At 71.3% G+C, this 17,867-nt stretch carries 12 protein-coding genes and 1 pseudogene; 4 read left to right on the plus strand and 9 right to left on the minus strand.

Annotation, left to right across the window (positions count from 1 at the left end):
* Positions 1-101: 101 nt before the first annotated feature.
* Positions 102-605, minus strand: coding sequence for a GNAT family N-acetyltransferase (locus NBY69_RS27590; protein WP_250304479.1), 504 nt, complete (start codon positions 603-605; stop codon positions 102-104).
* Positions 606-680: 75 nt separating this feature from the next.
* Between NBY69_RS27590 and NBY69_RS27595 the strand changes: the two genes are divergently transcribed.
* The gene (locus NBY69_RS27595) at positions 681-1,031 is read left to right on the plus strand and encodes a 5-carboxymethyl-2-hydroxymuconate Delta-isomerase (protein ID WP_250304481.1); all 351 of its coding nucleotides are present in this window, start codon (positions 681-683) and stop codon (positions 1,029-1,031) included.
* Here NBY69_RS27595 and NBY69_RS27600 read toward each other — a convergent pair.
* From NBY69_RS27600 to NBY69_RS27630, 7 genes and pseudogenes are all read right to left on the minus strand, one after another.
* Positions 1,022-1,738 carry a TetR/AcrR family transcriptional regulator gene (locus NBY69_RS27600; RefSeq protein WP_250304483.1) on the minus strand — a complete coding sequence of 239 codons (717 nt, stop codon included), beginning with the start codon at positions 1,736-1,738 and terminating at the stop codon, positions 1,022-1,024. The genes NBY69_RS27595 and NBY69_RS27600 overlap by 10 nt on opposite strands.
* Before the next feature lie 84 nt (positions 1,739-1,822).
* Positions 1,823-2,663 (minus strand): annotated as a pseudogene (locus NBY69_RS27605) (DUF3626 domain-containing protein).
* A gap of 201 nt (positions 2,664-2,864) precedes the next feature.
* Positions 2,865-6,227: a GH92 family glycosyl hydrolase gene (locus NBY69_RS27610; RefSeq protein ID WP_250304485.1), complete on the minus strand. Its 3,363-nt coding sequence runs from the start codon at positions 6,225-6,227 to the stop codon at positions 2,865-2,867.
* Between the two features lie 180 nt (positions 6,228-6,407).
* Positions 6,408-7,535: a PDR/VanB family oxidoreductase gene (locus NBY69_RS27615; protein ID WP_250304486.1), complete on the minus strand. Its 1,128-nt coding sequence runs from the start codon at positions 7,533-7,535 to the stop codon at positions 6,408-6,410.
* Position 7,536: 1 nt separating this feature from the next.
* Positions 7,537-8,433: a metal-dependent hydrolase gene (locus tag NBY69_RS27620; protein WP_250304488.1), complete on the minus strand. Its 897-nt coding sequence runs from the start codon at positions 8,431-8,433 to the stop codon at positions 7,537-7,539.
* A gap of 130 nt (positions 8,434-8,563) precedes the next feature.
* On the minus strand, positions 8,564-10,489 hold the full coding sequence (locus NBY69_RS27625) for a hypothetical protein (RefSeq protein WP_250304491.1): 1,926 nt from the start codon (positions 10,487-10,489) through the stop codon (positions 8,564-8,566).
* A 207-nt stretch (positions 10,490-10,696) separates the two neighbouring features.
* Complete coding sequence (locus NBY69_RS27630) at positions 10,697-13,798, minus strand: alpha-N-acetylglucosaminidase (protein ID WP_250304493.1); 3,102 nt, start codon at positions 13,796-13,798, stop codon at positions 10,697-10,699.
* 369 nt (positions 13,799-14,167) lie between these two features.
* Here NBY69_RS27630 and NBY69_RS37695 point away from each other — a divergent pair, with 369 nt between their 5' ends.
* On the plus strand, positions 14,168-14,248 hold the full coding sequence (locus tag NBY69_RS37695; protein WP_353961845.1) for a tryptorubin family RiPP precursor: 81 nt from the start codon (positions 14,168-14,170) through the stop codon (positions 14,246-14,248).
* Positions 14,249-14,413: 165 nt separating this feature from the next.
* On the plus strand, positions 14,414-15,457 hold the full coding sequence (locus tag NBY69_RS27635) for a cytochrome P450 (protein WP_250304494.1): 1,044 nt from the start codon (positions 14,414-14,416) through the stop codon (positions 15,455-15,457).
* A gap of 37 nt (positions 15,458-15,494) precedes the next feature.
* Here the strand turns inward: NBY69_RS27635 and NBY69_RS27640 are convergent, their stop codons facing one another.
* On the minus strand, positions 15,495-16,313 hold the full coding sequence (locus tag NBY69_RS27640; RefSeq protein WP_250304497.1) for a TrmB family transcriptional regulator: 819 nt from the start codon (positions 16,311-16,313) through the stop codon (positions 15,495-15,497).
* 348 nt (positions 16,314-16,661) lie between these two features.
* On the opposite strand from NBY69_RS27640, the gene NBY69_RS27645 reads away from it, so the two are divergent.
* Positions 16,662-17,819, plus strand: coding sequence for a S53 family peptidase (locus NBY69_RS27645; RefSeq protein WP_250304640.1), 1,158 nt, complete (start codon positions 16,662-16,664; stop codon positions 17,817-17,819).
* The last annotated feature ends 48 nt before the right edge of the window (positions 17,820-17,867 follow it).

Genomic DNA, 17,867 nt, shown 5'->3' on the forward strand with positions numbered 1-17,867 from the left:
GGAGCGGGTGGCTTGTAACGGCCTGGGGCGCGCCGAATCTTTCATTCTTGCAGCAAGAACATTCAGGAACCCTCCCGGGTGCCCGCAGCCGGTGGCCGGGGTCAGCCCAGGACCCTCTCCAGCAGGGTCACGGAGTAGATCCGCCCGTCCCGCGCCTTCTTGTCGGGGAGCTCGCCCACGGCCCGGTACCCCGCGCCCGCGTAGTACCCGCACAGCCAGGGAGCGCAGTCCAGCCTTCCCCGCTCGCGCCCGGCAGCGGATATCCGCTGCTCGGCGTGGGCGAGGAGGATGCGGCCGGTGCCCGCCGGCGCGTATCTGCGGTCGACCATCAACCGGTGCACATAACCGGCGACCGGCGGCTGCACCCCCCAGGCCTCCTCGTCGTCCCACCACAGCTCGTACGCGCCCACGCGGTGCCCGTCCGCCTCCGCGAGCCACACTTCCCCCTCCTTCATGCGCTGCAGGAAGTGCTCGGTGTCCTTCTCGCCGGGCCGCCACTGGTCGATGCCGTTCTCCCGCATCCAGTGGGCCGCCCGGTCGTACATGGCGGCCAGTGCTTCGGCGTCGTCCTGGTCCGCCCTGCGGAAGGTGAGTTGTGCGGTCATGGTCTCCACCGTAAAGGTGGGCACTGACATCCGGGCATTCGTTCGGGCACGAGGAAACACGAGGAAAGAAGACCCATGCCGCAGATCACCGTCGAGTACTCCGCGTCCCTGGACGACTCCTTCGACCGCCGGGGCTTCGCGCTCGCGCTGCACCCGGTGATCGTCGAAACGGTCCAGGCCAGGATCGCCGCGTGCAAGACCCGCTTCGTCAGGGCGGAGGAGTTCGTGGTGGGCGGAGGCGGGACGGACGACGCGATCGTCCATGTCGGCATCGCCCTGCTGGCCGGTCGCACGGACGAGGCCAAGGCCCGGCTCACCGAGGCGGTGCCCGGTCTCGTACGGCAGTACCTGAAGCCCGCCGACGACAGCGGCACCACGGTGCACATCTCCGCCGAGACACGCGACCTGGACGCCTCCTACCGCTGACTCCGCTGTGCGGGGACCGCGGGAGCCAGCACGAGCAGCCGCCCGACGAGGTCACCGAGCGGCCCGTCGGCGGGCTCCTCGGCCAGTATCCGCCGCACGACGTCGGCCATCTCCGCGTCGTACGCCGCACTCACCGCGGCCAGCGCGGCGAAGTCGTGCACCAACTGCAACTCCAGCTCGGCCCGGGGGATGTCCCGCCCGTCCAGCCAGATCAGCGCGGTCGACTCGGCGAGAGAGACCCAGGACCGTACGACCAACTTCAGCCTGGTCGGCGGCTCCTGGACGTCCAGGTGGGACAGGATCTGGAGGTACGCGGCGGTGCGCACCTCGTCGATCATCGCGTTGGTGGTGGTGGAACCGACGGCGGGCCCGCCGCGCATCAGCGCCGAGAACCCGGGCCCGTGCTCGTCGACGAAGTCGAAGAACCGCTCCATCACCCGCAGCAACCGCGCCCCGAGCGGTCCTTCGCGCGGCTCGACGAAGCGCTCGGCCAGCTCGTCGGCGGCCCGGCGCAGCGCGGCCTCGTACAGATTCTGCTTGCCGGGGAAGTAGTGGTAGACGAGCGGCCGGGAGATCCCCGCTGCCGCGGCGATCTCGTCGATGGAGACGTCGTCGGGGGAGCGGTGGCTGAACAACTCCAGTGCGACGCCGATCAACTGCTGTCTGCGCTCTTCGACGCCCATTCTGCGGCGTACCCCGGTCGTCATCCGAACAGCGTACAGACCGGCCCCTGCGAGAACACGGGCCGGGCAGGGACACGCGCCGGGCAACGTGCGGGCGTGCGCCGGGTGTCAGTTCCCGAACCGGGCCACGTAGTGCCAGACCTTCTTCAGGTCCTGCGGGTCGTGGCGGCCGGCGCGTACGGCGTCGCCGATGACGCGGGGCGTGAGCAGCCCGTCCTCGGCGATCTCGGCGCCCAGCGCGACGTATTCAGGACCGCGGTACTCCGGGTGGCGCCGCAGCACGCCGACGGTCAGCCGGAAGCCGGGGTGCCATTCGACGGGGAACGGCAGCAGCCCGGCCGCGGTCTCCACGTCCGTCCCCCGGAAGCTGGGATCGAGCACCAGCGCCTCGACGTCCGTGGCGAGGACGAGCGGCCCGTGCAGATGCGCCTCGACGTAGTCGTCGAGGGTGTCCTGCTGGTCGGCGTCGGCGCGTTCGATCAGCGGGGCGAGGGCCTCCGCCACCCCGAAGTGGACCGGCTCCGTGACGCTGTCCGGATAGCAGAAGGTGGTACGCGCCAGGGTCTCCGGCCGCAGCCGCAGATGGGCGGAGCCGAACCGGTGCGCCCCGCCGACCGGGCGCAGCCGGTGGTTCAACGCGCCGTACACGGGCCGCTGTCGGGCGGGGGCCGTGTCGTAGGCGCCACCGAAGATGCGGCTCTCCCACCGGTGGCGGTCCCCGCCGGGGTACGCGGTCAGCCCGCCGTTGCTGGTGCCGGTGACGAACTGCGAGGAGTAGACGCCGTCCTGGGCGAGCGCCCGCAGGGAGCGGCGGGCCGCCGGGGGCCGCCCGGTCGGGGTGGAAGTTGAGCGTCACGCGCAGCTCCGGCGCGGCGGGCGCACCCGAGGCGAGGGCCGCGACATGGCGGATGGCCTCCTCGTGGGGCGGCCGGGGAAGATTCACGGTCATCGGGGCAGTGTGCCCGAGTTCCGTCATGCAGTGCGGTGCGGTGTGGTCCTGCGGTGGAGTGCGGTGCGGTCGTGGACATACAGCTGGGCGCGGCCCGCCGGACCGCGCCCACTCCCTGAGCGCGGAGGCTCCCGGGTCCTGACATCCGGGAGCCTCCGCTGTCCGTACCGCTCAGTTCCCTACCGTCACGCCGTCACGCCGTCACGCCGTCGCCACCGCGAAGACGTGGATCACCCCGCCCTTCGTCGACGACGGCATGGTCACGCTCGCCAGCTGCTTGCCCGCCTGGAGCGCGATCGGGGCGGTCGCGAAGACCTCCGTGCCGATCGGGTCCTGGCCACCGCCCTGGACGTCGCGGTAATCGGTGTGCACCGCGATCGTGTTGCCGAACGACGGCTTGTCGGAGCCGCCGCCCAGCGTCCAGTCGCTGAAGCCGATGTCCGCCTGCTGGGTCGTGCCGTCGGCGTACGTCAGGGTCAGCGTGCCGCTGGCCGATCCCTCCGCCGCGCTGCCCAGCAGGCTGAGCTCCGTGGCACCCGGGGCCGGCGGGACGGTGAGCACCTGCGGGGTGCTGCCCGCCACCTCGATGTTGTCCGGGTCACCCGCGGTCACCTCCGGCCAGCTGAAGTCGAAGCCGTTCGCCGAGACCGTGGAGCCGGGTGTCGCACCCGCCGCGGCCAGCGCCTTGGCCGAGTAACTCCAGCCCTCACCGTCGAAGTTGGCCTGCGGGTTGTCGTCGTCGGCGGAGATCGCGGTGTTGTTGCGGTTCCACAGCAGGCCGTTCTTCTCGGCGACGGTCACCGCGACCGACGTCTTCGGCAGGTCCGCCCCGGTGGACGACTTCAGCGTCACCGGGACGGTGTAGTGGCCCTCCGCGGTGTCCGCCGCAGCGGAGACCGAGAGCTTCGCGCTCACCGATCCGCCGGCCGGGACCGTGAAGTCCCCCGAGGCGGGGGTGACCGTGACCCCGGGCGGCGGGGTGGCGGTCCAGTGCACCCGGGCCGCCTCGGTGTCCAGCGTCTGCACCTTGACGGTCGTGTCCGCGCCCCCGGCGCCCGGCTCGACCTTCAGCTGGTCCGGGGAGGCGCCGGTGAAGTACTTCACGCCGCCGCCCGGGAAGGACGGCGGAGCGTCGGCAGCCGCGCTGCCCCACGAGGTGTTCGGCCTGGAGCCCAGGGCGTAGTCCAGGGTGCCGCCCTCGGTGACGAACGAGGCGGGGACCCACGGCTTGCCGGACTTCTTGCCGTTCACCTCCAGGCCCTGGATGTACGCGTTGCCCGCGGACGCGGCCGGGGCGTTGACCGTGATCGTCCTGCCGTGACCGGTGTGCACCACGGCCTTCGGGAACAGCGGTGCGGAGAGCGTCAGATCGGCCCGGCTCGGAATCTGCGGGTACATGCCCAGCGCCGAGAACACGTACCAGGACGACATCGTCCCCGCGTCGTCGTTGCCGGGGATCCCGCCCGGTCCGTCGGTCCACAGCTGGTCCAGCTCCGCGCGCACCGTCTCCTGCGTCTTGTACGGGACGCCCAGGTAGTCGTACAGATAAGGGGCGTTGATGTCGGGCTCGTTGGTCGCGTCGTAGCGGGTGTCGTCCTTCGCCGAGAAGTCGAACGTCCCGTCCGGCGCCCGGAAGAAGGAGTCCAGCCGCTGCACCGCCGTGTCCTTGCCGCCCATCGCACTGGCGAGCCCCGCCACGTCGGAGTACACCATCCACGTGTACCGCGCGCTGGAACCCTCCACGAAGCCGCTGCCGGTGGCCGGGGTGAAGGTGCCCGCCCAGCTGCCGTCGGCCCTGCGGTCGCGGATGTAGCCGCCCTGCTCGGTGGCGTTCGCGTCGAAGACGTTCGTCCAGTTCCCCGAACGGTCCAGGAACTTCTTCGCGTCGGCCGGGTGACCGGTCTGCCGGGACAGCTCGGACAGGCCGAAGTCGGCCGCCGCGTCCTCCAGCGTCTCGGCTGCGCCGCCCCAGCAGTGGCAGTTGTCCGCCGGTACGTAACCCAGCTTCAGGTACTGGTCGAGCGCCGGGCGCTGGCCCACGCACTCCACGTTGCAGCCCGAGCTGTCCGAGTCGTTCGCCGTCGGTACGGTCGCCGCCCCGACCAGGGACTTCAGCGCGCCCTTGACGTCGAAGTCACGGCCGCCGAACGCGTAGATCCCGGCCAGTGCCGCGTCCGACGGGTCGCCGGACATCACGCTCGTCTTGCCGTTCTCCAGCAGCCAGCGGTCCCACTCGCCGCCGCGCTGTCCCGCGTAGTTGTAGAGGGACTGCGCGTAGTCGCTCCCGGCCTTCGCGTTCAGCAGCGTCATCAGCTGCACCTGCGCCCGGTACTGGTCCCAGCCGGAGAAGGTGCCGTACTGCGCCTGCTGCCCCTTGGCCAGCTCGTGCGGCTTGCGGTCGGCGCCCAGGTAGCGGCCGTCGACGTCGCTGGTCAGCGTGGGCTCCAGCATGGAGTGGTAGAGCGCGGTGTAGAAGGTGGTGCGCTGCGCTTCGGTACCGCCGCTGACCCCGATCTTGGTCAGCTCCCGCTGCCAGGCCCTGGCCGCCTGCGACTTGACGGAGTCGAAGCTCTTGCCGGGGCCGTTCTCGGCGCGGAGGTTGGCCTCCGCGTTCTGCGGGCTGACGTAGGAGATCGCGACCTTCGCCCGAGCCTTCGTCGTCCCGCCGGCGAACGTCACATAGGCGCCCGAGCCCTTGCCCTCCGTGGCATTGCCGGACGAGCTGTACCCCGTACCGCCGGAGGCCGAGGTGGAGCCGGGCTTCACCGTGCCGTCCGTCCAGGTGCCGACCTTGGCGAACGCCTTGTCGAAGTGGGCGGTGAAGTACAGCGTGTAGAGGTCCTTGCGGTTGTTCGCGCTCTGCGGGCCGCAGAAGTTGCCCGCGCTGACCGAGCCGGTCACGGTCCGCCGCGCGGCATCGACCTTCACGGTGGCGGCTGCGCTGCCGCTCTCGGAGTTCGACGTACGGAAGAGCATGGTGGCGGGCTTCCCGGCCGGGAAGCCGAACTGGCCCGTGCCGGTGCGGGCGGTCGTGGTGAGCGCGGCGGAGGTGCCGTTGTCCAGGCCGACCCGGTAATAGCCGGGCGACGCGGTCTCGTTGGCGTGCGAGAAGGTGCTGGCGTAGGTGGCATCGGTGGTGTCCGAGCTGGGCGAGGAGTCCACGTCGCCCGCGTACGGCATGATCGGGATGTCACCGTTCGCACCGGAACAGCCGACCCCGTTGAGGTGGGTCAGGCTGAAGCCGCGGATCTTCGTCGCGTCGTACTGGTACCCGCCCGGCGCGGGCGTGGAGACCTGCTTGCCGCGGGAGTTCTGCGGGCTCCAGGCCAGCATGCCGAACGGCTGCACGGCGCCCGGGTAGGTGTTGCCGGCGTGGGACGAACCGATCAGCGGGTTGACGTACGACACCGGGTCCTTGACGGCGTCGTGACGGGCGGAGGCCGCGGGTGCGGCCGATGCGGGGACGGCCGTGGCGGCCGGTCCCAGAATGGCCAAGGCGGTCACCGCGACGGAGCCGAGCGCTCTGAGCCCGGTGCGCGTACGACGGCGGTGCGTGTCTGACACCGTTCCTGCCCTTCGTGTGTGACGGAAGGTCAACGCGACGGGGAAGCTGCCCGACAACGTTGTCAACGACCGTCAGGATGCTCCTCCTGGTGTTCGGGGGTGTCAAGGTTTCGGCACCGGGCGGTCCGGCCGCGCGCCCGGTGCGTTCCCGGCCTGGTCCCGACGGGACCCGACCGGGTCCTACAGGTCCAGCACCAGCCGCCCGCCGCGCGCCCGCGACACACAGATCAGCATCGAGTCGTCCCGCTCGGAGTCGGTCAGCAGCTCGTCGCGGTGGTCGATCTCGCCCTCCAGGACGCGCTGTTGGCACGTCCCGCAGAAGCCCTGTTCGCAGGAGTACGACACGTGCGGCAGCTCGGCGCGTACGGCGGCCAGGACCGTGGAGCCGGCCGCGACGGTGACCGTCCGGCCCGAGCGGTGCAGTTCGACCTCGAAGCTGTCGGCGCCCCCGGCGACGGCGCCCGGCGTGAACCGTTCCAGGTGGAGTGCGGTGTCCGCGGGGAGGGCTTCGGCCACTGCCGTCAGCAGGCCTTCCGGGCCGCAGGAGTAGTACGCGGTCCGCCCGGCGTCCGTAGCCTCCTCGGCATGCCCGGTGTCCTCGGCGTCCTTGGTGTCCTCGGCATCCTTGGTGAAGTCCAGCTCGGGGAGGCCCTGTTCGTCCTGCGGGACCACCTCCACCCGGCCCCGGCCCCCGTCCAGCTTCCCGATCTCGTCCAGGAACGGCATCGACGCGCGCGTCCGCCCGCAGTACACCAGCCGCCACCGGGCGCCCGCGGCCTCGGCGGCCCGCAGCATCGGCAGCACCGGGGTGATGCCGATGCCGCCCGCGACGAAGACGTACGACTCCGCGTCGACCAGCGGGAACCGGTTGCGCGGGCCGCGGATCTCCACCTCCTCGCCCTCGTGGAGCTGCTCGTGCACCTCGCGGGAGCCGCCCCTGCCGTCCTCGATCAGCCGGGTGGCGACGGTGTACGCACCCCGGTCGCCCGGGTCGCCGCAGAGCGAGTACTGCCGGACCAGCCCCGAGGGCAGCACCAGGTCCAGATGGGCGCCCGGTGTCCAGGCGGGCAGTTCGTCGCCGGACCCGCTCTCCAGCCTGAGCAGCACCACACCGTCCGCCGCGGCCACCCGTGCGGTGATCAGCAGCCGGTGGGTGAGGGTCCGGCGGCGGCCGTGGCCCGAGACCGGTGTCTCCAGGGCGGGCAGCGGCCAGAGCGGCGATGTGGCGATGCGCCGGTGCAGGGCCCGCTTGGCGAGCAGCGCGGCACCGGTGATCAGGACGACCGTGCGGATCCGGGGAAGTGCCATCTCAGCGCGCCCCGTTCGCTGCGGGGGAAGCGGCCAGATACGCGACGGCCTGCGCCGTGCTGCCCTCCTGCGAGGGGTGGTACGTACGGCTCAGATAGCTCGGCACCGAGCGGGCGATGGCCCCGGCCGTGGGCAGCAGCCCCTGGCGCCCGCGCTGCTGGTACGCCCGGAAGGTGGCCCTGCCGTCCACCAGCAGCGGGTCGTTCTCCATGAAGAACCGGACGCCCCGCTGCCACAGGAAGACGAGTGCGGAGAAGGCGGTCGCCCAGGTGCGGGCCCGGCGGCGGTATCCGCCGTCGACGTGCAGGAAGACCTCGAAGGCGACCGACCGGTGCTCGACCTCCTCCGCGCCGTGCCAGCGCAGCAGGTCCAGCATCACCGGGTCGGCCCCGCGCCGGTCCAGCGCCTCCGCGTTGAGCACCCAGTCGCCGAGGAACGCGGTGTAGTGCTCGATCGCCGCGATGGTCGCGACCCGCTCCCGCAGCCACCACTGGCTCGGTCGGCCCGGCGGCAGGGTCCGGTCACCGAGCAGCTTCTCGAAGAGCCAGTCGACCTGGGCGGTGTACGGGGTGGGGTCCAGGCCCTGGGCCTTGAGGTGGGGGAGTACGTCGTCGTGCGCCTGGGAGTGCATCGCCTCCTGCCCGATGAACCCGATGACGTCCTCGCGCAGCCGCTCGTCCCGGATCAGCGGAAGCACCTGCTTGTAGACGTGCACGAACCAGCGTTCGCCCGCCGGGAGCAGCAGATGCAGCACGTTGATCATGTGCGTGGTGAACGGATCGTCCGGCACCCAGTGCAGCGGGGTGTCCGCCCAGTCGAAGGAGACCTTGCGGGCCTTGAGCGCTATGTGCTCGGACGCCACCGGGGCAGGCCGCGCACCGGGCCGGGTATTAGACATGGCGTCAATGTACCGACGGGTACGGCTGAGGAACAGGCCCCTGCACGCACTCCCTCGACTGCGAACACTCCCTCGACGGCGCCCCGACCGCAGCGGCAGCCCGGCCCCGAGGGCCCCTCGGCGGGCGCGCTCACCGCAGGCTGGTGACCCGCGTCCCGTCCACGAGCCGCCCGCTCAGCTGCGCCTGCGCGCCCTGCTTCGCCGGTACGGCGAGCAGCCTGCCCACCGTGCTGCCGGTCGCCTCGCCCGTCGTGGCCAGCGAGGTGATCTGCCGGCTGCCCGCGGCCAGTACGTACCAGTGCCCGCCCCGTGACTTCCACAGCACGCCCGCCAGGGCCCGCGGCTGCCGGGTGCCGCACGCCGGGGAGTCCTCCGCGCGGGCCACCACCGCACCCGGCGCCGACGGTTTGCCGCCGGGAGTCAGGAATTCCGCGAGCACCCGGCTGCCGGTGCCCCGCCAGGTCTCCGCGCGGGTGCACAGCCAGGCCGCGCCGCCGTTGGCCTCGGGGAGCTGCTGGGTCGCGAACTGCCAGGAGTTCACGGCACGTACGCCGTGCGAGCGCACCGCGGGCAGCAGACAGGCCGTGTGCGCCCAGCTCGCCCGGTCCGCCGCCCCGGTGACATCGTGCGGCCTGCCCGGGGGACCCGACACCAGCCGGGCCGGGGTCAGTTCACCGAGGTCCGTCACCAGGTGCTTCCCCGCGCCGTCCTGCATCGTCAGCGCGTTCCACGAGGCGCAGCTACGGCTCGTGTCCGGGCTGCGCACCGGGTCGGTGACCCCGTCCGCGGTCCGCCGCAGAGGCAGCGTGACACCCTTCGGGGTGAGCAGATCCCGTACGTCCACGTTCCGTACCCACGGGGCCGTCAGATAGCGGACGTTGCCGTCCGTACGGCCGACGACCAGCGCGTCCGACGCGGCCTCGTCCGCGCCGTCCACCCGGGCGAAGTCGAGCGCGGCAGCGGCGCCGCCGTCCTTCGACTCGGCGTACCGCACCACCCGCAGTCCGTCGTAGAACAGCACCACGACGGCATCGTCCACCGTGCCCGCGTACAGCAGCTGGGGCGCGCCCATCGGAGGTCCGGCGGGGGTCCCCGGGGTCGCCGAGACCTGTACGGTGTCGCCCGGCCGGGCCCAGACGGCGAGCGCGCGGCGCAGCAGCGCCGTGTCACCGGCCCGGTCGCCGCGGGTGGGCCACGCGGAGAAGTCGATACGCGCCGACGTCTTCCACGCGAAGGCCGCCACCCGCCCCAACCTGGCCGGTTGCAGGGCCTGTTCGGAGACGGCGTTACGGGCGTACGACGGCCCTGCCGCCCCGTCGCCGCCCAGACCGCCGTCCGGCAGGGCCAGCAGGGCCCCGCACACCACGACCGCCGCCGTCGCGGCGAGCGCCGCACGGGTGCGCCGCCTGCGCCGGACCAGATCGGTCGGCCTCGCCTGGAGCGCGCAGGGGTCGAACTCGGCGGACGCCAGCAGTTCGAACTGCGCGCCGGCCCCGGCCGCCCGCGCCAGCGCGGCCTTCGGGTCCGCGACGCCCGCGGCCCTGAGGGCCCTGAGCACTTCCCCGTCGTCGAGCCGCTCAAGACCGCGCAGCACATAGGCGGCGCGCGCGGGCCCGGACAGCCCGGACAGCCGTTGCTCCAGGGCGAGTTCATCGGCGCCGCCGCAGCGCGGGAAGAGCCGCAGTCCCCAGACCAGGGGCAGCACGGGCGGCAGCTGGGCGCGCTTGGGCCACGCCGTCCACCGCCGCGGGGCCGCGGCTTCCAGCGCGGCTGTGAGCACCCGCCCGCGCAGATACACGTATCCGGGGTCGCGGCCGTCGGCGCGGCGCGGCGGCGGGACGCAATCGTCGCCCGCCACGCGCCCGCGCGGCAGGGAGCGCTGGGCGAGGGAGTGCGCGGTCAGTGCCCGGCGGTGGCGGCCGAGTGAGGGCGGCAGAACGAGATACGCCAGCCGGACGAGCCGTGGATAGTGCTCGACGAGCGCGGCCTCGGCCTGCTCGGCGTCGACGGAGGCGGACCGGGGCGCGTGACGGGGGGCGACATCCTGTGGCTGCACGTTCAGCAGAACGAGCGGACGGGGGGATTGGTCACCCGCCGGGCCGCTCCTGCGGCCCCCCGCCGCTCTTCCGCCGGGCCGTTCCACCGGTGCTGCTCCGGCGCGCACCGGGCACCCGGAGCGTGTGCCGCTCCGGGCGCCCGTGCGCCGGTCACCGAGAGGTCGCCCACCCCTCGGGAGGTTGCTCCGATACGGTCTGCCGACCGGTCAACTCACCTTCCATGCACTGAAGTTCACGGTGCCACGCACATCGCCGCCCCCGTTCGTGGCGCTCATGAAGATTCCCGCGTCCTGAACGGCGGCGCTGTCCGGCACGGTGACGGTGGCGACCGTCCGCCAGCTCTTCCCGCCGTCCGTCGAACAGGCGCCCGTGTACTCCCCGTCGGCGCGCGAGAGCCGCAGCAGCACCGGCGCCACGATGCCGGTGAGGCGCTTGTAGGTGTCCAGCGTCCCGTCGCCGTTCGTGTCGTACGACAGCACCACACCCTGACCGGGGGTGACCGCCAGATTGAGGAAGCCCGCCGATCCGGGGGTGGCCAGGCTGTTGCGTACGACGAGCCCGCACCGGGCCCAGCTCCCGGTGTTGTCCTGGGAGTCGACCCGTACGGTCACGCTCTTCCCGTCCGCCATCGCCCCGGCGCGGAAGGCCGTGCCGAACTCCGTGGTGCCCTTCCACAGGTCCTGCCCACCGCCGTTGACGGCCAGCCGCTCGCCGAGCTGCCCGAACACGGCCGCGTTGCTGGTGAAGGTCCGCCAGACCGGGTCCAGCGGGGCCGCCACGTACACCGCGCTCTGCTGCCGGATCCCCACCGGGGTCCCGCCGCGCGGTCCGAACCGGGTGAGCAGGGTGTACGGCATCGGGCGCAGCGGGGTCGTCAGCGGCTCGGACGGGGCCGTCACCCGCCAGGAGACCGAGCCGGTGCCGCCGGGCGGAACGCTTTCCAGGGAGTCGGCGCTCTTCAGCAGGGAGTCCAGACCGGTCAGCGTGAAGTCGACGCGGCCGGTCGCACGCAGCCCGTTCAGATTGCGGAAGCCCGCGGTGACCGTGCCCGTGCTGCCCGGGGAGAAGACGACGGGGTCGGCCGAGACGGTGGCGCTGCCCTGGTACGGGGCGGCGGCGAGGGTGTCGTGCACCTGCTGCGCCGTGCGGTGGGCGTCGCCCGTGGCCCGTACCGGATAGGACTCGGTCCGGTGGGTCCAGCTCTCCTCGCCCGGGTACCAGTCGAAGGACTTGGCGGCCCTGCCCTCGGTCAGGGCGGCCGTCAGCTCGTCCAGGTACGCCTGCCACTGCGGCAGATGGACGTCGCTCAGCAGTCCGTGCCAGTCGCGGTTGGCGTAGTTGCTGAGGTGGTCGGCGGCGGTGCGGTCGGCCCAGGTGGTGAGCAGGGTGCGGGCCGTCCACTCCAGGTGCCCCGCCTCGGCCGGGGCGGTGGCGAAGCGCTTGGCCTCCTCCAGCCAGGGGCCGAGCAGGAACGCGGAGTGGCAGCCCGCCATGGTGTCGGCGAGCCGCATCAGCTTCAGCCAGAGGGCGGCGAGCGCGCGGAAGGTGTCCGTGTCCTTGTTCGCGTAGGCGGCGCGCAACTGCGGCAGCAGGATCCGGCCCCGGTCGGCGAGCGCCTGTCTGGCCAGATCGGTGAGGTCGTAGCGGTACGCGTCCGAGCCGCGCAGCGAGGCGCCCACACCCAGCAGCGCGGCGAACGCGGTGTCGAACCGGGCGGTGTCGAAGGCGTCGTGGACGGACCCGTTGACGTTGGGACGGCGGGAGAAGAGCGAGTCGACGGGGCGGCCGTCGGTGGTGGTCAGCTGGTACGCGGTGGTGGTCAGCGCGGCGAAGGCCGCCTTCGCCTGACGGTCGTCGCCGCCGTAGCGCACCGTGGAGTACCGGCTGAACCACCCGGCCCTGTCGATCTTCTCGGTACGCCAGGCGAGTTCGCTGAACAGCTCGAAGGCCGCGGGGTCCCGCTCGGCGGCCTCCGGCATGTACGCGGTGCCGACGAGCGCGCTGTCGGGCTTGTCGCGCCAGGCCGTGAACCTCTCCGTCCAGCGGTCGGTGTCGGCGCCGATCGTCGTACGGCCGCCGAAGTTGGGGATGGTGCCGAAGGCGTAGGGAGCCCCGCCCCAGTCCTTCTCGCGGTCGGTGACGGTGTCGATGTCGGAGAGTCCGTCGACGATCAGGATCCGGTCGGTGTCGATCGCCTGGAGCACCTCGGGGCGCGGATTGCGCCCCCAGCCGAGGATCACCCAGGTGGCGTCCGGGTGCGCGGCGCGCAGGGAGGTCTCGACGGCGCGCGCGGCGTCGGTGACGGGCACGTCGCCCGGGGTGCCGCCCTCGTGGAGCAGGTCCATCTTGAAGTGTGCGGCCTGGCCGAAGAGTTCGGACTGGTGCCGGTAGAACGCGGCGGCCATCGCGCCGAACGCCTTGGTCCGCGGGTCGAGCCAGTCGGGGCGCCGCAGTCCGTTCCAGCTGCCCTGCGGGACGACCCGGGCGCCGGAATTCCGGTCGGCGAACCCGTCGGGGACGGTCCCGAAGTAGCCGGGGAACACCGGGTGCATGCCCAGTTCGCGCAGCCGGTCGGCGATCTTCCTGCCCAGCGCAGCGCGGGCGGCGATGAGCGCGGTGGAGAGCGGGCCGCCGTACCCGCTCATGTTCTGGAGCAGCCACCAGGGCTGGTGGGAGGGGGCGGGCAACCAGGTCCTGGCCTCGGTGTCGGAGTACCCGAAGTCCTGGAGCAGCCGGTGGTAGACGGCCTCCTGACCGGCGGTGACGAGCACTTCGTTGCAGCCGTGCAGGGCGAGGACGTCGAGGGTCCGCTCCCAGTGGGCCCAGTCGGCGTACGGGGCGGTGTAGCCGTCGTGGGTGTCGTTGAAGGCGAAGCGGTGCGGGACGGTCGCCGACTGCTCCACCGCCTTGCCGGGGGCGGGCAGCCGCTGCGGGAGGGCGAGCTGGGAGCTGTTCCAGGAGATGTGCGCCCGGCAGACGTACTTGAGGTACCAGTGGACTCCGGTCAGCGCGACGGCCGGGCCGGTGGCGGCGACCTCGATACGGCCGGCGGAGCCGGTGACCCGGAACCGCTCCTTGCCGGTGAGGAGCGTGAGGTGGAACTGGTCGGCGTGGTGGGGCAGTAGACGCCGCAGGGCGGCGCGGGCCGGGCCGGAGTCGAGCGGGGCCGGTTCGGCGGGGGAGAGGTGCGCGACGGGGGAGGCGGGTGTGCTTCCGGCTGCGACGGCGGGGGTGTGGCCGCCGAGCGCCGCTCCGGTCCCGATCGCCCCCGCGGTGCTCAGCAGCGTACGTCTCGACAGCTCAGGCATGGGCACTCCTCGTGTGGCTCGTCAGGTGGTCCGTAACCGCTGGTGACTGCGCGTGCGACGACAGGTGCATGCGCTGCGCACGTTAATGACGAGGAGGGGGTGGAGCAATGGGGCGCACCGGCAGACGATCAAGTGCGGGACGATCAGAGGATTGGCGTCCTGCGGAGATGGGTATCCGATCCGGCTCCGGGAAGGTTGACTGCCTTCGTTTCGCCTGATTTTGACCACTGTCCGGAACGAAACATGCAATGCGCATATGCGCCGAGTGATCTGCATTACATTGACGGCATCTCAACTGCCGGGATTCAATTTATCCATCGGAGTCATATATTTGACTCGGTCAGTTCACCGTTAACCGGAGGTGCTGTCATGAAGCTCATTCATTCCCTCAAGAATAAGATCCGGCCCGAGAAGAACCTGAAGTCCTACGCTTGGTACATCTGGTACTGAGCAGGCGTTCGGCCGCCTGGACGAGTGCAGGTCTCCGGTGTTGCCCACGGGGCGTTCCCTGGTGATAACACGGCTTTGACCTGGTAGTTCGTATTCTGGTCGATGTCCGGCGGGGCCGTTCACCGGTCCTGCCGGGCGCAGGCCTCCTGCCCTTGGAGATTTCCCATGCATATTTCAGGTACGGACAGGAGTGCCCGGACCACGGTTTTCACGCCGCGAATCGAAGCTCTTCTCAGGGAACATCGCGGCGCCGAGGTGTTCCGCCTGGATTCGGGGACCGTCGGGGTTGCGGGACCTGCCCTGATCGATGAGATTCTCCGCAGCAGGCCGGCCAATGAATTCGAACGCCCCACCTTCAAACCATTGCAGGGAAGATCCATCACCAGGCCGGAATCGTCCGCCCTGATGCGGGCTGTTTCTCAGGACGTCCGGGCCGCTTTGAGGAAACCCGACCCTGCTCCGGTCGATCTTTCCGGGGAATGGCCGCACGTGGGGCATACTTATCTTCGCGATCTTATTTTCGGCTCCGACCCTTTTCGACTGCGTGTTCTCATGGACCGCAAGCTGGAACTGACGCCCAAACTGACCTGGACGGTCATCGGAACCGGCGCCGCGTTCCCTCTCGCCGGTCCGGACGCGCCGGTGTCCGGACTCGCCGCCCTCACTGCCGCCGCCGCGAGTTACGGCGACCGCCGTCATGCCATGGGCCTGTACCGCAGGGCCGCGGCGCCGGTCTGCTTCACGGTCTCCGCCCTCGTCACCAACGCCCTCTGGCTCGGATCGCCCTTCCCCGACGACGTGTCGAACCGGGACATCCTGCTGGAGAGCCTCCGGTTGCTGCCGCCCTCGTGGAACCTGCTGCGGGTGGCCTCCCCGGAGTTCGCCGCCCTGGACGACCGGATCGGCGTGAGCGACGACGTACTGATGCTGCCGCTGCTGACCCACCGTGACCCGGCGATCTGGGACGACCCCGACGCGTACCGCCCCGAGCGGTGGACCGGTGCCGACCCCGACGACCACCCGGGATATCTGCCCTTCGGTCATGCCAACGAGCGTTGCTGGGGGCGCCACATGGTCATGCCGCTGGCCGAGCGGCTGCTCGATCTGCTGCGGGCCGACGGACTGGCGGTGAGCCCCGAACAGACCTCGGCGCGGGTGCCGCTGGCCGGCCTGATGGGGGTCACGGGGGTGCGGGTGACCCGGCGGTAGCCGCGCCGGCCGGACGACGCTGCTTTCCCGACACGGCCTAGCCGTTCCATATGTGCTGCCTGGTCGTCGCCTGGTGCCACACGGTCTGGAAGGCGAGGCGCAGGCAGGCGGCGAGCGCCGGGTGCTCGATGAACAGGGCGGTGGTCTCGCCGGTTCCCGCCACCGGGTCGGGCATGTCGCACAGCACCAACGAGGCGTCGGCGATGACGAGTTTGAGCGGCAGGGTCTCGGTGAAGCGGGCTTCCTCGCCCGCTTCACTGAAGCGCTCGACGTTCTCCAGGACCTCCGCGTCGGCCAGCGCGTCGTGCGTGTACACCGCGTGCACCGTCCCGTTGGCGCGGCGCAGCCGACGGGTCGCCTTGATGCCCGTGGTGTTGGCGGCCGGTGCGACGAACGGAGGCATGCAGAAGGTGAGCAGCTCGCTGGTGGCCTGTTCCTGGATGTCCGCGAACCGGTCCGCGATCTGCCGCGGGTCGCGCAGGACTTCGATGTAGTCGAGCGGATCGGTGTGTACGCGCCCGTCGGACCAGAGCGGCAGCAGCGTCGCCGTCAGCCCGGCCGAGATCCGCTCCATCTGTTCCAGGGACTCCCGGCGCCGGTTCATCAGCCGGGCGAGCGCGAGCTCCGGTGCCACCGCGCCGAAGGTGGCGACTTTACCCCGGTGGGCGACGGCGAGTTGGGCGCGGACGAGCCCGTCGAGCACGTCGTAGATCCGCTGTCTCGGTACGTCGGCCGCACGGGCGACCTGCGCCGCTGTGTACGAATCACGCCTGACCAGAGCGAGGTAGACACGTGCCTCGTAGCGTGAGAGGCCGAGTTCGACGAGCTCGCTGACCGACTCTTCGTCCGACTCCATGGCCGCCACCGTATACGGGTGAGGGCGGCCCGGGACCGCCGGTGATCCAACCCATTTCGGGGGCAAGCCTTTACCTCAGGCTTGCCACACACCTGTTGTAGGAGACGGGCAGGCGTTCTAACTTCGTTGCTGCCACCACTGAACCGGGTGGCATCCCGTTCCGTGCATTGTCATGCACCGGACAGGATTGCGACAGGTTCGACAGGCACCTCCGATCGTCCCCACCGGACGATTCAACCCCCCATGGAGGGAAGTTCCTTGAACGCGAAGAGAACCCTTGGTCTCGCGGGACTGACGAGCAAGGCCGGCACCGTGCTGATCTCGGCCGCGGCACTGGTCACCGGCGGAATGATGGCGGTGGCCCCCGCCGCCTCCGCGCAGACCACCAACGCACCGTCGGCCGGTGCCGGTGTGCAGCGGGTCTGTGCCCAGCCCGCGAAGCCCGGCATGATGGCGTGCCTGGCTCTCGCCCGCACCGATGTGATGCAGCACCTCGGCGTCAGCCCGAAGGCCGCCCCGTCCGGTTACGGCCCCTCCGACCTGAAGAGCGCCTACAACCTGCCGACCGGCGGTTCGGGTGCCACCGTGGCGATCGTCGACGCCCAGGACGACCCCAACGCCGAGTCGGACCTCGCCACTTACCGTTCGCAGTACGGTCTGCCGGCCTGCACCACGGCCAACGGCTGCTTCAAGAAGGTCGACCAGAACGGTGGCACCAGCTACCCGACGGCCGACGCCGGCTGGGCCGGTGAGATCTCGCTCGACGTCGACATGGTCAGCGCCGTCTGCCCGCAGTGCCACATCCTGCTGGTCGAGGCGAAGTCCGCGACCATGGCCAACCTCGGCACCGCGGTGAACCGCGCGGTCACCATGGGCGCCAAGTACGTCTCCAACAGCTACGGCGGCTCGGAGGACTCCACCGACACCAGCGCGGACTCCTCGTACTTCAACCACCCGGGCGTCGCCATCACCGTCAGCTCCGGTGACAGCGGCTACGGCACCGAGTACCCGGCGGCCTCCAAGTACGTGACCGCCGTCGGCGGCACCTCGCTCAGCACCGCGAGCAACAGCCGCGGCTGGTCCGAGTCGGTCTGGGGCTCCAGCTCCGGCGGTGAAGGCGCGGGCTCCGGTTGCTCCGCCTACGACGCCAAGCCGTCCTGGCAGAAGGACACCGGCTGCGCGAAGCGTTCCGTCGCGGACGTCTCCGCGGTGGCCGACCCGTACACCGGGGTCGCGGTGTACGACAGCTACCAGGACCAGGGCTGGAACGTGTACGGCGGCACCAGCGCCTCGTCGCCGATCATCGCATCCGTGTACGCCCTCGCGGGCACCCCGGCCTCGGGCACCGTCCCGGCCTCGTTCCCGTACTCCCACACCTCCTCGCTCAACGACGTCACCTCCGGCGCCAACGGCAGCTGTGGCAACTACCTCTGCAAGGCGGGCGCGGGCTACGACGGCCCGACCGGTCTCGGCACCCCGAACGGCACCGCTGCGTTCACCAAGTGAGCTGAGCACCACCTGAGTCGTACCGACGAACGGCGCAGGGTGTGGGCC

Source organism: Streptomyces sp. A 4/2, from assembly GCF_940670765.1.
GTDB lineage: Bacteria > Actinomycetota > Actinomycetes > Streptomycetales > Streptomycetaceae > Streptomyces.

Coding starts and splice junctions, on each gene's coding strand:
- NBY69_RS27635 (WP_250304494.1), top strand. CDS start 14,414: ATGCATATTTCAGGTACGGACAGGAGTGCCCGGACCACGGTTTTCACG.
- NBY69_RS27630 (WP_250304493.1), bottom strand. CDS start 13,798: ATGCCTGAGCTGTCGAGACGTACGCTGCTGAGCACCGCGGGGGCGATC.
- NBY69_RS27640 (WP_250304497.1), bottom strand. CDS start 16,313: ATGGAGTCGGACGAAGAGTCGGTCAGCGAGCTCGTCGAACTCGGCCTC.
- NBY69_RS27590 (WP_250304479.1), bottom strand. CDS start 605: ATGACCGCACAACTCACCTTCCGCAGGGCGGACCAGGACGACGCCGAA.
- NBY69_RS27615 (WP_250304486.1), bottom strand. CDS start 7,535: ATGGCACTTCCCCGGATCCGCACGGTCGTCCTGATCACCGGTGCCGCG.
- NBY69_RS27595 (WP_250304481.1), top strand. CDS start 681: ATGCCGCAGATCACCGTCGAGTACTCCGCGTCCCTGGACGACTCCTTC.
- NBY69_RS27600 (WP_250304483.1), bottom strand. CDS start 1,738: ATGACGACCGGGGTACGCCGCAGAATGGGCGTCGAAGAGCGCAGACAG.
- NBY69_RS37695 (WP_353961845.1), top strand. CDS start 14,168: ATGAAGCTCATTCATTCCCTCAAGAATAAGATCCGGCCCGAGAAGAAC.
- NBY69_RS27620 (WP_250304488.1), bottom strand. CDS start 8,433: ATGTCTAATACCCGGCCCGGTGCGCGGCCTGCCCCGGTGGCGTCCGAG.
- NBY69_RS27645 (WP_250304640.1), top strand. CDS start 16,662: ATGATGGCGGTGGCCCCCGCCGCCTCCGCGCAGACCACCAACGCACCG.